This window comes from Streptomyces panaciradicis (assembly GCF_023516615.1).
Lineage (GTDB): Bacteria > Actinomycetota > Actinomycetes > Streptomycetales > Streptomycetaceae > Streptomyces > Streptomyces panaciradicis.
Genome location: NZ_JAMGBF010000107.1, coordinates 1 through 14,603, shown reverse-complemented (window position 1 = coordinate 14,603; position 14,603 = coordinate 1). Strand labels below are relative to the sequence as shown.

Below are 14,603 nucleotides of genomic sequence, written 5' to 3'. Positions count from 1 at the left end.
ACGCGACCTCGGCAGTCGTCCAGCCGTCGCGTCTGGCAGTCGTCGAGAAGTTGTCTAGCAGGGGGATCACCAGGTGAGCACGGGGACTTCGACAGGTTTCTGCCGAATCACCATCGCAGCGCCGGACAGTCGGGTCGATGTGGCGCTGCCCGAGGACCTTCCGATCCAGGACCTCTTCCCTGAGATCATCCGGCTCGCCGGTCTGGTCCAGTCGGACACGAGTCTCGCCGGCTACCACCTGGTGACGCGCGAGGGCCAGGTGCTCGACGCGAGCCGTTCGTTGCTGGAGCACCGCGTCCGCGACGGCGAGGTGCTGCTGCTGCGCACGTTCGCCGACTCGCTGCCGCCGGCCGTGCATGACGACGTGGTCGACGCCATCGCCGCCGCGGTCAAGCAGGACACCCGCAGCTGGAACGACAACCTGATGCGGATCGCCGGCCTGGTCGCCGGATCGCTGCTGCTCGTCATGCTCGGCTTCGTCTTCTGGTTCGCCGACCCGGTCCGGCACGACATGCACGGCCTGCAGGGCATCCTCGCCGGCGTCACCGCGCTCGCCCTGACCGCCATGGCCGGTGTACGCGCGCGGGTGTACGACGACCGGGGCTCGGCCGTCGCGCTCGGCATCTCGGCGCTGCCGCACGCGCTCATCGCGGGCTCCGGTGTCATCGCGCAGGACGCGCACGAGGGGCCGGGCCGGATCCAGTTCCTCGTCGGCTGCGTCGCCGTCCTGCTGTTCTCCGTCGTGCTGATCATGCTGCTGCCGCAGGGCGACGCCCCGTTCGTGGCCGCCGCGCTGGCCTCCGCGATCGGCACGCTCGCCGTGTTCGCCGGGGTGCTCACCGACGCCGCGCCGCGCGAGATCGCCGCCGGCACCGCCGTCGTCGCCCTGGCCGTCGTCGGCTTCCTGCCCGGCTGGTCGGCCCGGTTCGCCAAACTGCCGATCGGCTTCCGCAACCCCGAGGACCTGGCCCGCGCGCGCCGCGAGGGCCGCGAGGGCGACCTGGAGGCCGTCGACGTCCAGCGCATCGTCGCCCAGACCAGCCGCGGCCACGAGCTGCTGCTCGGCCTGGTGGGCGGCTGCGCCGCGGTCGTCGTCGGCGCGGGCGGCGCGGTGCTCGGCTTCAGCGACAGCGGCTGGGCCCAGCTGCTCGCCCTGTGCACCGGCCTCGCCGCGATGCTGCGGGCCCGTCTGTTCCGCTACACCGCCCAGGTCACCTGCCTCTTCGTGGCCGGCGTCGTCACGCTCGCCCTGCTGGTCCTCGGCCTAGCCATCTCGCCGCCGGCCGGCGTCATCATGGACCTGCTCCAGGGCAACTCGGGCCCGGTCAACGTACGGACCCTGTGGCTCGGCGCCTCGGTCGCGGTCGGTGTGCTGCTGCTCATCGCGATCGCCCTGATCGTCCCGCAGAAGGGCCTGTCCCCCTTCTGGGGCCGCATGCTCGACCTCGCGGACTCGCTGGTCCTGCTGTCGCTGGTGCCGGTCTGCCTGGCCGTCCTCGACGTCTACGGCAAGGTCCGCGGCGGCGTCTAGCCGACGGCCGTACCGCCCCACACTCCGCACCCGGAGCGTGGGGCGTTGCCATGCCCACCGGACCGGAATCCGCACCTCCGCCGAAATGCGCGCCGCCACCGGAGCCCGCACCGCGTCGAAAGCCGCGCCTCTCCTGGAGCCCGCGCGCGCCTCTCCTTTGGAGCCCGCGCCCCCTTCGGAAGCGCGTCTCCACTCGAGTCCGTGCCCCGGTGGAGCCGCGGCGCCACCGCAATCCGCATCCCCGTCGGAAGCCGCGCTCCCGCCAGAGTCCGTGCCCCGTCGAAATCCGCACCCTGCCCGAGCCCGCGCCTCCTTCGGAAGCTGCGGCGCCACCGCAATCCGCATCCCCGTCGGAAGCCGCGCTCCCGCCAGAGTCCGTGCCCCGTCGAACTCCGCACCCTGCCCGAGCCCGCGCCTCCTTCGGAAGCTGCGGCTCCACCGCAATCCGCACCCCCGTCGGCAGCCGCGCCCCCGCCAGAGTCCGTGCCCCGTTGAAATCCGCACCCTGCCCCAGCCCGCGCCTCCACCGGAGTCCGCGCCTCCACCAGAGTCCGTACCCCCCGGAGGCCGCACCCCCGTCGGAGGCCGCACCCCGGTCGGAGCCCCGCCTCCACCGGCATCCGCCCCCTCCTCGGAACCGCACCTCCACCCAAGCCCGCCCCCGTCGCAGAAACGCTCCGCCACCACAAGGCCGCCGTACGAAAGGGACCCCCCGCGTGAGCTTCGGCCCGCCGCCATCGATGTACACGCCCCCCGCGCCCCCCGCGCAGCCCCCCGCTCCCGAGCGCCGCCCCAGGTGGCCCCTGGCCCTGCTCGCGCTTGTCCTGGTCGCTGCCCTCGGCACGGGCGGCTGGTTCCTGTGGGGCTCCGGCAGGGGCGGTACGAAGGCCTCGGGCACCCCGGCCACCGCGCAGGGCTCCCTCGACGTCCGGGAGACCGTCGAGAAGAAGCCCGCGAACCCCACCGGAAAGATGGCCTTCCGCTTCTCCGTGGACGACATGAGCCCCGGTGAGCACTACGAGCTGCCCGGCATGTGGGCCACCGACAAGATCCTCGCCAAGGGCATCAACAAGACCGTCCTCGGCCTGCGCATCGGCGACGACGCCTCTCCCGGCGACGAGAAGTGGAAGCTGCCCCTCGACGGCCCGATCTGCGGCTACACCCGCCGCGTCACCGGCGACAACCGCACGGCCGTCCTCTTCCGGGCCAACGACCGCGGCAACGCCTACTGCAACCACGTGGCCTTCTTCGACCTCGACGACGGCCGGGAGATCTGGGACGCCGACTTCCCCGTCTCCCAGCTCGGGGACGGCCACGGCATCGCGACCGGAGGCGACGAGCAGGACACCCCGAGCGTGACCCTCGTGCACGGCACGGTCGTCGTGACGTGGGGCGGCGGCACGGACGCGTACCGCATGAAGGACGGCACGCGCGCGTGGGGGACGACCGCGAACGGCGCCTGCCAGGACATGGGCGCCGCCGGCGGAGGCGCGCTGCTGGTGCGCGAGCAGTGCTGGAACGACAAGGCGCCCGCCGACTCCACGGACGCCACCACCTACAAGGCGCGCAAGGTCGACCCGAAGACCGGCGCGACCCTGTGGACGTACTCCGCCGCCAAGGGCGTCCGCGACCTGAACATCCCCTCCGCCGAACCGCCCGTCCTCGCCGTCCAGGCCGGCGAGATCGGCATCTCCGAGATGCTCTCCCTCGACGGCCACGGCAGCACGCGGGCGGTGATCCGCCTGCAGAACGGCACCTACGTGGGCGAGTGCTCGTACGACGACTACCTGTCGACCGAGGACTGCCCGACCATTGCCGTCGGCGCCGGCCAAGTCTTCCTGCGCAGCAAGGACTCGGGTGAGCTGATCAACTCCAACTGGATCATCGGCTTCGACCTGGCGACCGGGAAGACCACCAGGAAGTTCGACTCCGGCCCCGGCTCGCTGCTGTACCCCGTACGGATGAGCGGCGACCGGCTCCTCGCCGTGCGCGTGACCGACCAGCACGTCATGCCCACGGGACTGGTCGCCCTGAACCCGAAGACCGGTGCGGAGACCCCGTACCTCTACTTCGACCTCCCCCAGGAGGCCGACTTCATGACGACCACGGAGTACAACGACATCGTCGTCCAGGACGGCCGTATCTTCTTCGGTGTCAAGAAGGTCGACGGACCCGCCAAGGGGCAGCCACGATGGGTCTACCTCGTCCTCGGCGTCGAGAGCCTGGCGGTGCGCTAGGACCCCGGCGGGAACGGCCCCGGCCGCCTGGTACGCTGTGTGACGGCCGTTTGTGTACGCGTCCCCGGTTCGTCCGGAGACTGCGCTCAGCGGATCCCGCCTCCCGAGTCACGGAAGCTCCCCTGAGAAGCAGACCAGGGGCACTCGGCGGCAACCACAGATCACGAGGAGTACGAGTGTCGCTCGACGCCGCTACGAAGAAGCAGATCATCAGCGAGTTCGGCCAGAAGGAGGGCGACACCGGCTCCCCCGAGGTCCAGGTCGCCATGCTCTCGCGCCGCATCTCGGACCTGACCGAGCACCTCAAGACCCACAAGCACGACCACCACTCCCGTCGTGGTCTGCTCATCCTGGTCGGTCAGCGCCGTCGCCTGCTGCAGTACCTGGCCAAGAAGGACATCCAGCGTTTCCGTACGCTGGTCGACCGCCTCGGCATCCGTCGCGGTGCGGCGGGCGCCAAGTAGTACGCCATGAGGGGAGCGGTTCCCGAAACGATCGGGGATCGCTCCCTTTGCCGTACGTACGGAAACCTTTGCCGTGCGTACGGAAACGTGCGCAGTGTCACACCCGCTTTGTAGTGTGGTAGCACAGCGCAATGCCGCACACGCGGTATGCACGAGGAGAAGTGCACCTCGCCGCCGCCGGTCCTCGGTAGTGGCCCCCGGGCGATGCGAACCCCGGGTGCTTCGATCGAAGACCGGCCCGCACCAGAAGGAGCGCTTCTCCGCTCACGTCCCCCCGCCACACGGGCGGACGGGACAAAAGACGAAAAGTAACGGAGAAAACGCTAGTGGAGAACGAGACCCACTACGCCGAAGCCGTCATCGACAACGGTTCCTTCGGCACCCGCACCATCCGCTTCGAGACGGGCCGCCTGGCCAAGCAGGCCGCCGGCTCCGCCGTGGCCTACCTGGACGACGACACCATGGTGCTGTCGGCCACCACCGCCTCCAAGAATCCCAAGGACCAGCTCGACTTCTTCCCCCTCACGGTGGACGTCGAGGAGCGGATGTACGCCGCCGGCAAGATCCCCGGCAGCTTCTTCCGCCGTGAGGGCCGTCCCTCCGAGGACGCCATCCTCACCTGCCGTCTGATCGACCGCCCGCTGCGCCCGTCCTTCAAGAAGGGCCTGCGCAACGAGATCCAGGTCGTCTGCACGATCATGGCCCTCAACCCCGACCACCTGTACGACGTCGTGGCGATCAACGCCGCCTCCGCGTCCACGCAGCTGGCCGGTCTGCCCTTCTCCGGCCCGATCGGCGGCGTCCGCGTCGCGCTGATCAACGGCCAGTGGGTGGCCTTCCCGACGCACACCGAGCTCGAGGACGCCGTCTTCGACATGGTCGTCGCGGGCCGCACCCTGGAGGACGGCGACGTCGCGATCATGATGGTCGAGGCCGAGGCCACCGAGAAGACCATCCAGCTGGTCAAGGGCGGTGCCGAGGCCCCCACCGAGGAGGTCGTCGCCGCCGGTCTCGAGGCCGCGAAGCCCTTCATCAAGGTGCTCTGCAAGGCCCAGGCCGACCTCGCCGCCAAGGCCGCCAAGCCGACCGGCGAGTTCCCGGTCTTCCTGGACTACCAGGACGACGTCCTCGAGGCCCTCACCGCCGCCGTCAAGCCGGAGCTCGCCTCCGCGCTGACCATCGCCGGCAAGCAGGAGCGCGAGGCCGAGCTGGACCGCGTCAAGGCGCTCGCCGCCGAGAAGCTCCTGCCGGAGTTCGAGGGCCGCGAGAAGGAGATCTCCGCCGCGTACCGCTCGCTGACCAAGACCCTGGTCCGTGAGCGCGTCATCAAGGAGAAGAAGCGCATCGACGGCCGCGGTGTCACCGACATCCGCACCCTGGCCGCCGAGGTCGAGGCCATCCCGCGCGTGCACGGCTCCGCGGTGTTCGAGCGTGGTGAGACCCAGATCCTGGGCGTCACCACCCTGAACATGCTCCGCATGGAGCAGCAGCTGGACACCCTCTCCCCGGTGACCCGCAAGCGCTACATGCACAACTACAACTTCCCGCCGTACTCCACCGGCGAGACCGGCCGCGTCGGCTCCCCGAAGCGCCGCGAGATCGGCCACGGCGCCCTCGCCGAGCGCGCCCTCGTCCCGGTCCTGCCGACGCGCGAGGAGTTCCCCTACGCGATCCGCCAGGTCTCCGAGGCGCTGAGCTCCAACGGCTCGACGTCCATGGGCTCGGTCTGCGCCTCCACCATGTCGCTGCTGAACGCCGGTGTGCCGCTGAAGGCCCCCGTCGCCGGTATCGCCATGGGCCTGATCTCCCAGGAGATCGAGGGCGAGACGCACTACGTCACCCTCACCGACATCCTCGGTGCGGAGGACGCCTTCGGCGACATGGACTTCAAGGTCGCCGGCACCAAGGAGTTCGTGACCGCCCTCCAGCTCGACACCAAGCTGGACGGCATCCCGGCCTCCGTCCTGGCCGCGGCCCTGAAGCAGGCCCGTGACGCCCGCCTCCACATCCTCGACGTGATGATGGAAGCGATCGACACGCCGGACGAGATGTCCCCCAACGCCCCGCGGATCATCACCGTGAAGATCCCCGTGGACAAGATTGGTGAGGTCATCGGCCCCAAGGGCAAGATGATCAACCAGATCCAGGAGGACACCGGCGCCGAGATCACGATCGAGGACGACGGCACGATCTACATCGGTGCCCAGGTCGGCTCGCAGGCCGAGGCGGCCCGCGCGACGATCAACTCGATCGCCAACCCGACCATGCCGGAGGTCGGCGAGCGCTACCTGGGCACGGTCGTGAAGACGACGACGTTCGGCGCGTTCGTCTCGCTGCTGCCCGGCAAGGACGGTCTGCTGCACATCTCGCAGATCCGCAAGCTGGCCGGCGGCAAGCGCGTCGAGAACGTCGAGGACGTGCTCGGCGTGGGCGCCAAGGTCCAGGTCGAGATCGCCGAGATCGACTCCCGCGGCAAGCTCTCGCTCGTCCCCGTGATCGAGGGCGAAGAGGACGCAGAGACGAAGGACGACACCGACAAGTGACGTCGAGCAGCGCCACGGCGACGGCCCGCACCTCTTCGGAGGCGCGGGCCGTCGCCCGTACCCAAACCCTGATCAAGGGCGAGAACGGCATCGGCACGGTCCGCAAGACCACCCTCCCGGGCGGCCTGCGCATCGTCACCGAGACCCTGCCCTCGGTCCGTTCCGCGACCTTCGGCATCTGGGCGCACGTGGGCTCCCGCGACGAGACGCCGTCCCTGAACGGCGCCACCCACTACCTGGAGCACCTCCTCTTCAAGGGGACGCAGCGCCGGTCGGCCCTGGACATCTCCGCCGCCCTCGACGCGGTCGGCGGCGAGATGAACGCGTTCACGGCGAAGGAGTACACGTGCTACTACGCGCGTGTGCTCGACGCCGACCTGCCGCTCGCCATAGACGTCGTCTGCGACATGCTGACCGGCTCCCTGATCCGCGAGGAGGACGTCAACGTCGAGCGCGGCGCGATCCTCGAAGAGATCGCCATGACCGAGGACGACCCGGGCGACTGCGTGCACGACCTGTTCGCGCACACGATGTTCGGCGACAACCCCCTCGGCCGCCCGGTCCTCGGCACGGTCGACACCGTCAACGCCCTCACCGCCGACCGCATCCGCCGCTTCTACAAGAAGCACTACGACCCGACCCACCTCGTGGTCGCGGCCGCCGGCAACATCGACCACAACAAGGTCGTACGACAGGTCCGGGCCGCCTTCGAGAAGGCAGGCGCCTTCAAGAACGCGGAGGCCGCGCCCATCGCCCCGCGCGACGGGCGGCGTGCCCTGCGCACCGCGGGCCGCGTCGAACTGCTCGGCCGCAAGACCGAGCAGGCGCACGTGGTCCTGGGCATGCCGGGCCTGGCCCGCACCGACGACCGCCGCTGGGCGCTCGGCGTGCTGAACACGGCGCTGGGCGGCGGCATGTCCTCCCGCCTGTTCCAGGAGGTCCGCGAGAAGCGCGGCCTGGCCTACAGCGTGTACTCGTACACCTCGGGCTTCGCCGACTGCGGCCTGTTCGGCGTCTACGCCGGCTGCCGCCCCTCGCAGGTCCACGACGTGCTGAAGATCTGCCGCGACGAGCTCGACCAGGTCGCCGAGCACGGTCTGTCCGACGACGAGATCGGCCGGGCCATCGGCCAGCTGCGCGGCTCGACCGTCCTGGGCCTGGAGGACACGGGCGCGCTGATGAACCGCATCGGCAAGAGCGAGCTGTGCTGGGGGGAGCAGATGTCGGTCGACGAGATGCTCGCCCGGATAGCGTCGGTGACCCCGGACGACGTCCGCTCGGTCGCCCGCGACATCCTGGGACAGCGGCCGTCCCTGTCGGTCATCGGCCCGCTCAAGGACAAGCAGGCGTCCCGGCTGCACGAAGCCGTGGCCTGACATCCGTCTTCGGTAACTGCGTGAGGAAGCGAAAGAGATGAGCAAGCTGCGCGTGGCGGTCCTCGGTGCCAAGGGCCGCATCGGCTCGGAGGCGGTTCGGGCCGTCGAGGCCGCCGAGGACCTGGAGCTGGTCGCCGCCCTCGGCCGGGGCGACAAGCTGGAGACCCTCGCCGAGACCGGCGCCCAGGTCGCCGTCGAACTGACCACCCCGGACTCGGTGATGGCTAACCTCGAGTACTGCCTGGGCCACGGCATCCACGCGGTGGTCGGTACGACGGGCTGGACCGACGAGCGCCTCGCGCAGCTGAAGACCTGGCTGGCCGCCTCTCCGGAGACGGGCGTCCTCATCGCGCCCAACTTCTCCATCGGGGCCGTGCTCAACATGAAGTTCGCGCAGATCGCCGCGCCGTACTTCGAGTCCGTCGAGGTCGTCGAGCTGCACCACCCGAAGAAGGTCGACGCTCCCTCGGGCACCGCCACCCGCACCGCCCAGCTCATCGCCGAGGCCCGCGCGCAGGCCGGCACGGCCCCGGCGCCGGACGCCACGCAGACCGCCCTGGAGGGCGCGCGCGGCGCCGACGTCGACGGCATCCCCGTCCACTCGATCCGCCTGCGCGGACTGCTCGCCCACCAGGAGGTCCTGCTCGGCGGCGAGGGCGAGACGCTGACGATCCGTCACGACTCCCTGCACCACAGCAGCTTCATGCCCGGCATCCTGCTCGGCGTGCGCCGCGTGGTGACCACTCCCGGCCTGACCTTCGGCCTGGAACACTTCCTCGATCTGAACTGAGCCCCGACGTCATGCGCGCGAAGATCTCCTACGTCATAACGGCCGCCGTCCTGGTCTTCTACTTCGTCCTGGTCGGCAGCCGCGGCGTCATGCTCATCCAGGCCGGCACGGCCGTGACCGTCACCTTCGGCGTCGCGGTGCTGATCCTGCCGGTGATCGGCCTGTGGTTCCTGTGGAAGAACACCCGGTTCGTCCGCAGGGCCAACGCCCTCGCCGCCGAACTCGACGCCGAAGGCGGCCTGCCCGTCGACGAGTTGAGGCGGACGCCCGGCGGGCGGATCGACCGTGACTCGGCGGACGAGGTCTTCGCCAAGCGCAAGGCCGAGACGGAGGCGGCCCCCGACGACTGGCGCAGCTGGTTCCGCCTCGCCGTCGCCTACCACGACGCCCGCGACACCCCACGGGCACGCAAGGCGATGCAACGCGCGATCGCGCTGCACGACGGCAGAACCATCGAGCCCTAGCTCCGCCCATGCCGAAGGGGCCGGTCCGCAGCGTGCGGACCGGCCCCTTCGGCGTACGTCTGCCGGGGTTCAGCCCCGCCGGTTCTCCGCCGCCCAGGCCTCGATGGTGTCCGCCGCCCGGTCGAACGACCCCGGCCGCGCCAGGAAGTCGGCGTTGTGGGTGGTCAGCAGCAGCGGAAGGTCCTGAGCCTGCCGGTCCGTGCGGACGAGGATGAGCGCCTGCCCCTGCACCGTGCGCGGCAGCCCCAGCCAGCGCACCGGCTGCTGCACCGTCCGCACGGCGGCGATCTGCGCCCAGGGCGTCGTCCGCGTGCCGAAGTAGCGGACGTGGCGCAGACCGCGCGGGCTCACCCACACGCCCACGCGCAGCAGCCGCAGCGCGCCGAGGATGACGACCAGCGCGACGCCGAGGATCACCGCGGCCTCGGACACCGACCCCGTGAGGGCGATGAGGACCGCCGCGAACAGCACGAACGAGGCGAGCAGCAGCCACAGGGCCGCCGCGCCGACGCGCCACGGCCCGGGGCGGTACGGGCGCCGCCAGCGGTCGCGGTCCTCGTAGGGCAGTGCGACGTCCTCGGCGGTCTCGAAAGCACGGTCGGCCGTCAGGAAGGGCAGGGGCACGGCTGGTCCTCACTCGCTCCATGCGTGGGCTGTGCCCGGTGAGGCTATCCGCCTGTGTCCCCGCTCACCACCTTCGGGGGTCCGGATGGAGTCAGTGCCCCTGGGACGCCTGTGACTGCTGAGCCGGCGTGGAGGCGGGCGTGGACAGGGCCGGCATCCCGAGGACCAGCGAGCCCACCAGCCCGGCGACGATGGTCAGCCCCAGCAGCCAGCGCCCGGCCATCTGACCGGCGGACGCCCGTTGACGGGGCGGGGGAGTGACGTTGCTGCGGAACCTGTCGGCCTCGGCGACGAAGGCGAACGGGACGGGTTCGCGCCGACTGAACATGGGGTGCGCCTCCTTCTGGACACGGCCGCGGGTGTCGAACGGGTGACTGTCGTCTACACAGACGGCCGAGCGCCCCAAAAGGTGCCCGCTTTCCCCGAATTCACAGAAATTCGCCGACGATGTCGTGAAAAAGGTGGCCGGGTCGCTCCCACGACCGCGCGGGGAGCGACCCGGCCACCTCGGGTCCGCTCAAGGAGGAGGGCGGAAAGGGTCAGACCTTCCGCCAGCCCGGGACCCAGGCCCCGTCCTCGACGGTGTAGTCGCCGAAGAGCGCCGGAGCCTCCTTCATCATCAGCTCACCCACCTTGCCGAAGATGAGGCGGATCTCCTCCTCCGCGCCGGCCGCCGTACGGTTCTCGATCACATGGCGCAGGGTGCGCACGTTGGCGCTCCAGACCAGCCCGGTGCCCAGCCCCTCGGGCGCGAACCGTCGCATGAAGGAGGTCTTCGCCTTCTTCTCGGAGAAGGGCACCCCCTCCTCGTCCAGCCCGAAGTGGTCGGCCATCCAGCGCTGGAAGGCCTCCATCTCCTTCAGCAGCCCGTTGGCGCGGGACATCAGCTCGGCGTCCTGCTGCGCCCACTCGGGGAACCAGAACGGCAGGTCGTCCAGTCGCACGAAGCGCAGGGACTCCTGGGAGACGGCCACGCCCGCTCGGTGGCGCACCAGTTCATGGGTGGCCACGCGGCTGACGTTGTGCAGGATGAAGTTGAAGGTGACGTGCTCCAGGACCGACCCGTGGGCGCTGGCCAGGATGTTCTGCAGGTACTTCTCCTGGTCCGCGCGGATGCGCGTCACGTTGGGGTTGAGTCCGGGCTCCCAGGAGCGGTAGCAGATGCGGCCGGCGAACTCCGCGAGGTTCTGTGCGTCGTCCAGCTCACCGCGGTCGATGCGCTCCAGCCACTTCTCCCCACCGACATCCTTGAGGTACGCCGCGATCTCGTCGTAGTCGAGGGCGGGGCGACCAATGAGATGCACCTGTGGTTCGACCGCGTGCATGTGATCACTCCAGTTCACAACGGGGCAGAGGGGGGGTAATCCTCCCATGCTGGCGCCCCCGCTTCTGGCGGCGGGCCGGGCAGCGGCCGGGCCGCTCAGGGATGGGGTCTCATCGTAGGCACACAGGCGGGCCGCCCCTCCGAGCGGGACATCCGGCTGGGACATCTGTACGGATCACGCTCAGAGGTGTCCGTATTGCGGCTTTTGGAGAAGTTCATCTAGCCTGATCAAACGGACCCGGTACTGCTTGAACCCCCGAGCAGGCAGTACCGGGCTCCGCATTTGTCCTGACTTATCCCGCACCCCAAGGGCAGACCTCGCATTGAGCACCGAGTAGCGTGTTCCCCATGGCTCCGACCTCGACTCCGCAGACCCCCTTCGGGCGGGTCCTCACCGCCATGGTCACGCCCTTCACGGCGGACGGCGCACTCGACCTCGACGGCGCGCAGCGGCTCGCCGCTCATCTGGTGGACGCAGGCAACGACGGCCTGATCATCAACGGCACCACGGGCGAGTCCCCCACCACCAGCGACGCGGAGAAATCGGACCTCGTACGGGCGGTCCTCGAAGCCGTCGGCGACCGGGCCCACGTGGTCGCCGGCGTCGGCACGAACGACACGCACCACAGCATCGAACTCGCCCGCGAGGCCCAGCGCGTCGGAGCCCACGGCCTCCTGGTCGTCACCCCGTACTACAACAAGCCCCCGCAGGAGGGCCTGTACCGGCACTTCACGGCCGTCGCCGACGCCGCCGAGCTGCCGGTCATGCTCTACGACATCCCGGGCCGCAGCGGGGTCCCGATCAACACCGAGACCCTCGTCCGGCTCGCCGAGCACCCGCGCATCGTCGCCAACAAGGACGCCAAGGGCGACCTGGGCCGCGCCAGCTGGGCCATCGCGCGCTCCGGTCTCGCCTGGTACTCCGGCGACGACATGCTGAACCTCCCGCTGCTGTCCGTCGGCGCGGTCGGCTTCGTCTCGGTCGTCGGCCACGTCGTCACCCCCGACCTGCGCGCCCTCGTGGACGCCTTCGTCTCGGGCGACGTACAGAAGGCCACCGAGATCCACCAGAAGCTGCTCCCGGTCTACACGGGCATGTTCCGCACCCAGGGCGTCATGACGACGAAGGCCGCCCTCGCCCTCCAGGGCCTCCCGGCCGGCCCCCTGCGCGCCCCCATGGTGGAGTGCACGCCGGAAGAGATCGAGCAGCTCAAGATCGATCTTGCCGCGGGCGGGGTACAGCTCTAACACCAGACTTGGCACCACCGGGCTTCACAACTGAACAGGCAGGGCCGTCGCGCGCCTGCACCCCACAACGACAACTGCTACACGCACGAACGTCATGCGCGCCACGTGCCTATCGGTACGTGGCGCGCGTGGTGAGGAGAGTCTTTTGAGTCATCCGCATCCTGAACTCGGCCGGCCCCCGGCGCTTCCCGAGGGCGGCCTACGGGTCACCCCGCTCGGCGGTCTCGGCGAGATCGGCCGAAACATGACGGTCTTCGAGTACGGCGGCCGCCTGCTGATCGTCGACTGCGGAGTGCTCTTCCCCGAGGAGGAGCAGCCCGGAATCGACCTGATCCTGCCGGACTTCTCGTCCATCAGGGACCGCCTCGACGACATCGAGGGCATCGTCCTCACGCACGGCCACGAGGACCACATCGGCGGCGTCCCCTTCCTCCTGCGGGAGAAGCCGGACATCCCGCTGATCGGCTCCAAGCTGACCCTCGCCCTGATCGAGGCCAAGCTCCAGGAGCACCGCATCCGCCCGTACACCCTGGAGGTGGCGGAGGGGAACCGCGAACGCGTCGGCCCCTTCGACTGCGAGTTCATCGCGGTCAACCACTCCATCCCGGACGCGCTCGCGGTCGCCATCCGCACCCCGGCCGGCATGGTCGTCCACACCGGCGACTTCAAGATGGACCAGCTCCCGCTGGACAACCGCCTCACGGACCTGCACGCGTTCGCCCGCCTGAGCGAGGAGGGCATCGACCTCCTCCTGTCGGACTCCACGAACGCCGAGGTCCCGGGCTTCACCCCGCACGAGCGGGACATCTCCAACGTCCTGCGCCAGGTCTTCGCGAGTGCCCGCAAGCGGATCATCGTGGCGAGCTTCGCCAGCCATGTCCACCGCATCCAGCAGATTCTGGACGCGGCCCACGAGTACGGCCGCCGGGTCGCCTTCGTCGGCCGCTCGATGGTCCGCAACATGGGCATCGCCCGCGACCTCGGTTACCTGAAGGTCCCGCCGGGCCTGGTGGTCGACGTCAAGACGCTCGACGACCTCCCGGACCACGAGGTGGTCCTGGTCTGCACGGGCTCGCAGGGCGAACCGATGGCGGCGCTGTCCAGGATGGCCAACCGCGACCACCAGATCCGGATCGTCGACGGGGACACGGTGATCCTCGCCTCCTCGCTGATCCCGGGCAACGAGAACGCGGTCTACCGCGTGATCAACGGCCTGACCCGCTGGGGCGCCAACGTCATCCACAAGGGCAACGCCAAGGTGCACGTCTCGGGCCACGCGTCCGCCGGCGAGCTCCTGTACTTCTACAACATCTGCCGCCCGAAGAACCTGATGCCGGTGCACGGCGAATGGCGCCACCTGCGGGCCAACGCCGAGCTGGGCGCTCTCACCGGCGTCCCGCACGACCGCATCGTCATCGCCGAGGACGGCGTCGTCGTCGACCTCGTCGAGGGCAAGGCCAAGATCTCGGGCAAGGTCCAGGCGGGGTACGTCTACGTCGACGGCCTGTCGGTCGGCGACGTGGGCGAGCCGGCCCTGAAGGACCGGAAGATCCTGGGCGACGAGGGCATCATCTCGGTCTTCGTCGTCGTGGACTCCTCCACCGGCAAGATCACGGGCGGTCCGCACATCCAGGCCCGGGGCTCGGGCATCGAGGACTCCGCGTTCAGCGACGTGATCCCGAAGATCGCCGAGGTCCTCGAACGCTCGGCCCAGGACGGCGTCGTGGAGCCGCACCAACTGCAGCAACTCATCCGCCGGACCCTCGGCAAGTGGGTCTCCGACACGTATCGCCGCAGGCCGATGATCCTGCCGGTCGTGGTGGAGGTCTGACACCTCGTCGGGTCCGAACTGGGAGCGGGGCGCCTCGATTTGCATCCGGGCGCCCCGCTCCAGTACGTTTACGGCTCCGCCAGCAAGGGAAGGCCCTGACGCTTCACGCGTCGGGAGCAGACCCGGAGGGGCGGGGAAACCGACTCGGAACTTCTGATAAAGTCGGATCCG

The 14,603-nt window shown here is 69.9% G+C and carries 12 protein-coding genes; 9 read left to right on the top strand and 3 right to left on the bottom strand.

The features are described 5' to 3' along the window. Positions 1 to 73: 73 nt before the first annotated feature. The 7 genes from eccD (at position 74) to M8J74_RS30295 (ending at position 9,405) form a co-directional block, all read left to right on the top strand. Entirely contained in the window at positions 74 to 1,531 is a 1,458-nt protein-coding gene (eccD, locus tag M8J74_RS30325) for a type VII secretion integral membrane protein EccD (RefSeq protein ID WP_249839501.1), read from the top strand. A 716-nt stretch (positions 1,532 to 2,247) separates the two neighbouring features. After that, positions 2,248 to 3,768 (top strand): PQQ-binding-like beta-propeller repeat protein, encoded by a 1,521-nt coding sequence (locus M8J74_RS30320; protein WP_249839500.1) that lies wholly within the window; start codon positions 2,248 to 2,250, stop codon positions 3,766 to 3,768. Positions 3,769 to 3,944: 176 nt separating this feature from the next. Next, positions 3,945 to 4,232 (top strand): 30S ribosomal protein S15, encoded by a 288-nt coding sequence (rpsO, locus tag M8J74_RS30315; RefSeq protein ID WP_028802543.1) that lies wholly within the window; start codon positions 3,945 to 3,947, stop codon positions 4,230 to 4,232. Between the two features lie 326 nt (positions 4,233 to 4,558). Continuing rightward, a complete protein-coding gene (locus M8J74_RS30310; protein ID WP_249839499.1) occupies positions 4,559 to 6,775 on the top strand; it encodes a polyribonucleotide nucleotidyltransferase in 2,217 nt (738 codons plus the stop codon). After that, the gene (locus tag M8J74_RS30305; protein ID WP_249839498.1) at positions 6,772 to 8,151 is read left to right on the top strand and encodes a M16 family metallopeptidase; all 1,380 of its coding nucleotides are present in this window, start codon (positions 6,772 to 6,774) and stop codon (positions 8,149 to 8,151) included. The genes M8J74_RS30310 and M8J74_RS30305 overlap by 4 nt, the downstream gene beginning before the upstream one ends. Positions 8,152 to 8,188: 37 nt before the next feature. Continuing rightward, complete coding sequence (gene dapB / locus M8J74_RS30300; protein WP_249839497.1) at positions 8,189 to 8,941, top strand: 4-hydroxy-tetrahydrodipicolinate reductase; 753 nt, start codon at positions 8,189 to 8,191, stop codon at positions 8,939 to 8,941. A gap of 11 nt (positions 8,942 to 8,952) precedes the next feature. Continuing rightward, a complete protein-coding gene (locus tag M8J74_RS30295) occupies positions 8,953 to 9,405 on the top strand; it encodes a tetratricopeptide repeat protein (protein ID WP_249839496.1) in 453 nt (150 codons plus the stop codon). Positions 9,406 to 9,474: 69 nt separating this feature from the next. On the opposite strand, the gene M8J74_RS30290 is transcribed toward M8J74_RS30295, so the two are convergent. The 3 genes from M8J74_RS30290 to thyX form a co-directional block, all read right to left on the bottom strand. Next, a complete protein-coding gene (locus tag M8J74_RS30290) occupies positions 9,475 to 10,029 on the bottom strand; it encodes an SCO5741 family PH domain-containing membrane protein (RefSeq protein ID WP_249839495.1) in 555 nt (184 codons plus the stop codon). Positions 10,030 to 10,120: 91 nt separating this feature from the next. Then, positions 10,121 to 10,357, bottom strand: coding sequence for a hypothetical protein (locus M8J74_RS30285; protein ID WP_249839494.1), 237 nt, complete (start codon positions 10,355 to 10,357; stop codon positions 10,121 to 10,123). 211 nt (positions 10,358 to 10,568) lie between these two features. Next, positions 10,569 to 11,354 (bottom strand): FAD-dependent thymidylate synthase, encoded by a 786-nt coding sequence (gene thyX / locus M8J74_RS30280; RefSeq protein WP_200705311.1) that lies wholly within the window; start codon positions 11,352 to 11,354, stop codon positions 10,569 to 10,571. 347 nt (positions 11,355 to 11,701) lie between these two features. On the opposite strand from thyX, the gene dapA reads away from it, so the two are divergent. Continuing rightward, the gene (gene dapA / locus M8J74_RS30275) at positions 11,702 to 12,601 is read left to right on the top strand and encodes a 4-hydroxy-tetrahydrodipicolinate synthase (protein ID WP_249839493.1); all 900 of its coding nucleotides are present in this window, start codon (positions 11,702 to 11,704) and stop codon (positions 12,599 to 12,601) included. A 145-nt stretch (positions 12,602 to 12,746) separates the two neighbouring features. After that, positions 12,747 to 14,432 carry a ribonuclease J gene (locus tag M8J74_RS30270; RefSeq protein ID WP_058922598.1) on the top strand — a complete coding sequence of 562 codons (1,686 nt, stop codon included), beginning with the start codon at positions 12,747 to 12,749 and terminating at the stop codon, positions 14,430 to 14,432. Positions 14,433 to 14,603: the final 171 nt, after the last annotated feature.

Coding starts and splice junctions, on each gene's coding strand:
- M8J74_RS30295 (WP_249839496.1), top strand. CDS start 8,953: ATGCGCGCGAAGATCTCCTACGTCATAACGGCCGCCGTCCTGGTCTTC.
- M8J74_RS30285 (WP_249839494.1), bottom strand. CDS start 10,357: ATGTTCAGTCGGCGCGAACCCGTCCCGTTCGCCTTCGTCGCCGAGGCC.
- dapA (WP_249839493.1), top strand. CDS start 11,702: ATGGCTCCGACCTCGACTCCGCAGACCCCCTTCGGGCGGGTCCTCACC.
- thyX (WP_200705311.1), bottom strand. CDS start 11,354: ATGCACGCGGTCGAACCACAGGTGCATCTCATTGGTCGCCCCGCCCTC.
- dapB (WP_249839497.1), top strand. CDS start 8,189: ATGAGCAAGCTGCGCGTGGCGGTCCTCGGTGCCAAGGGCCGCATCGGC.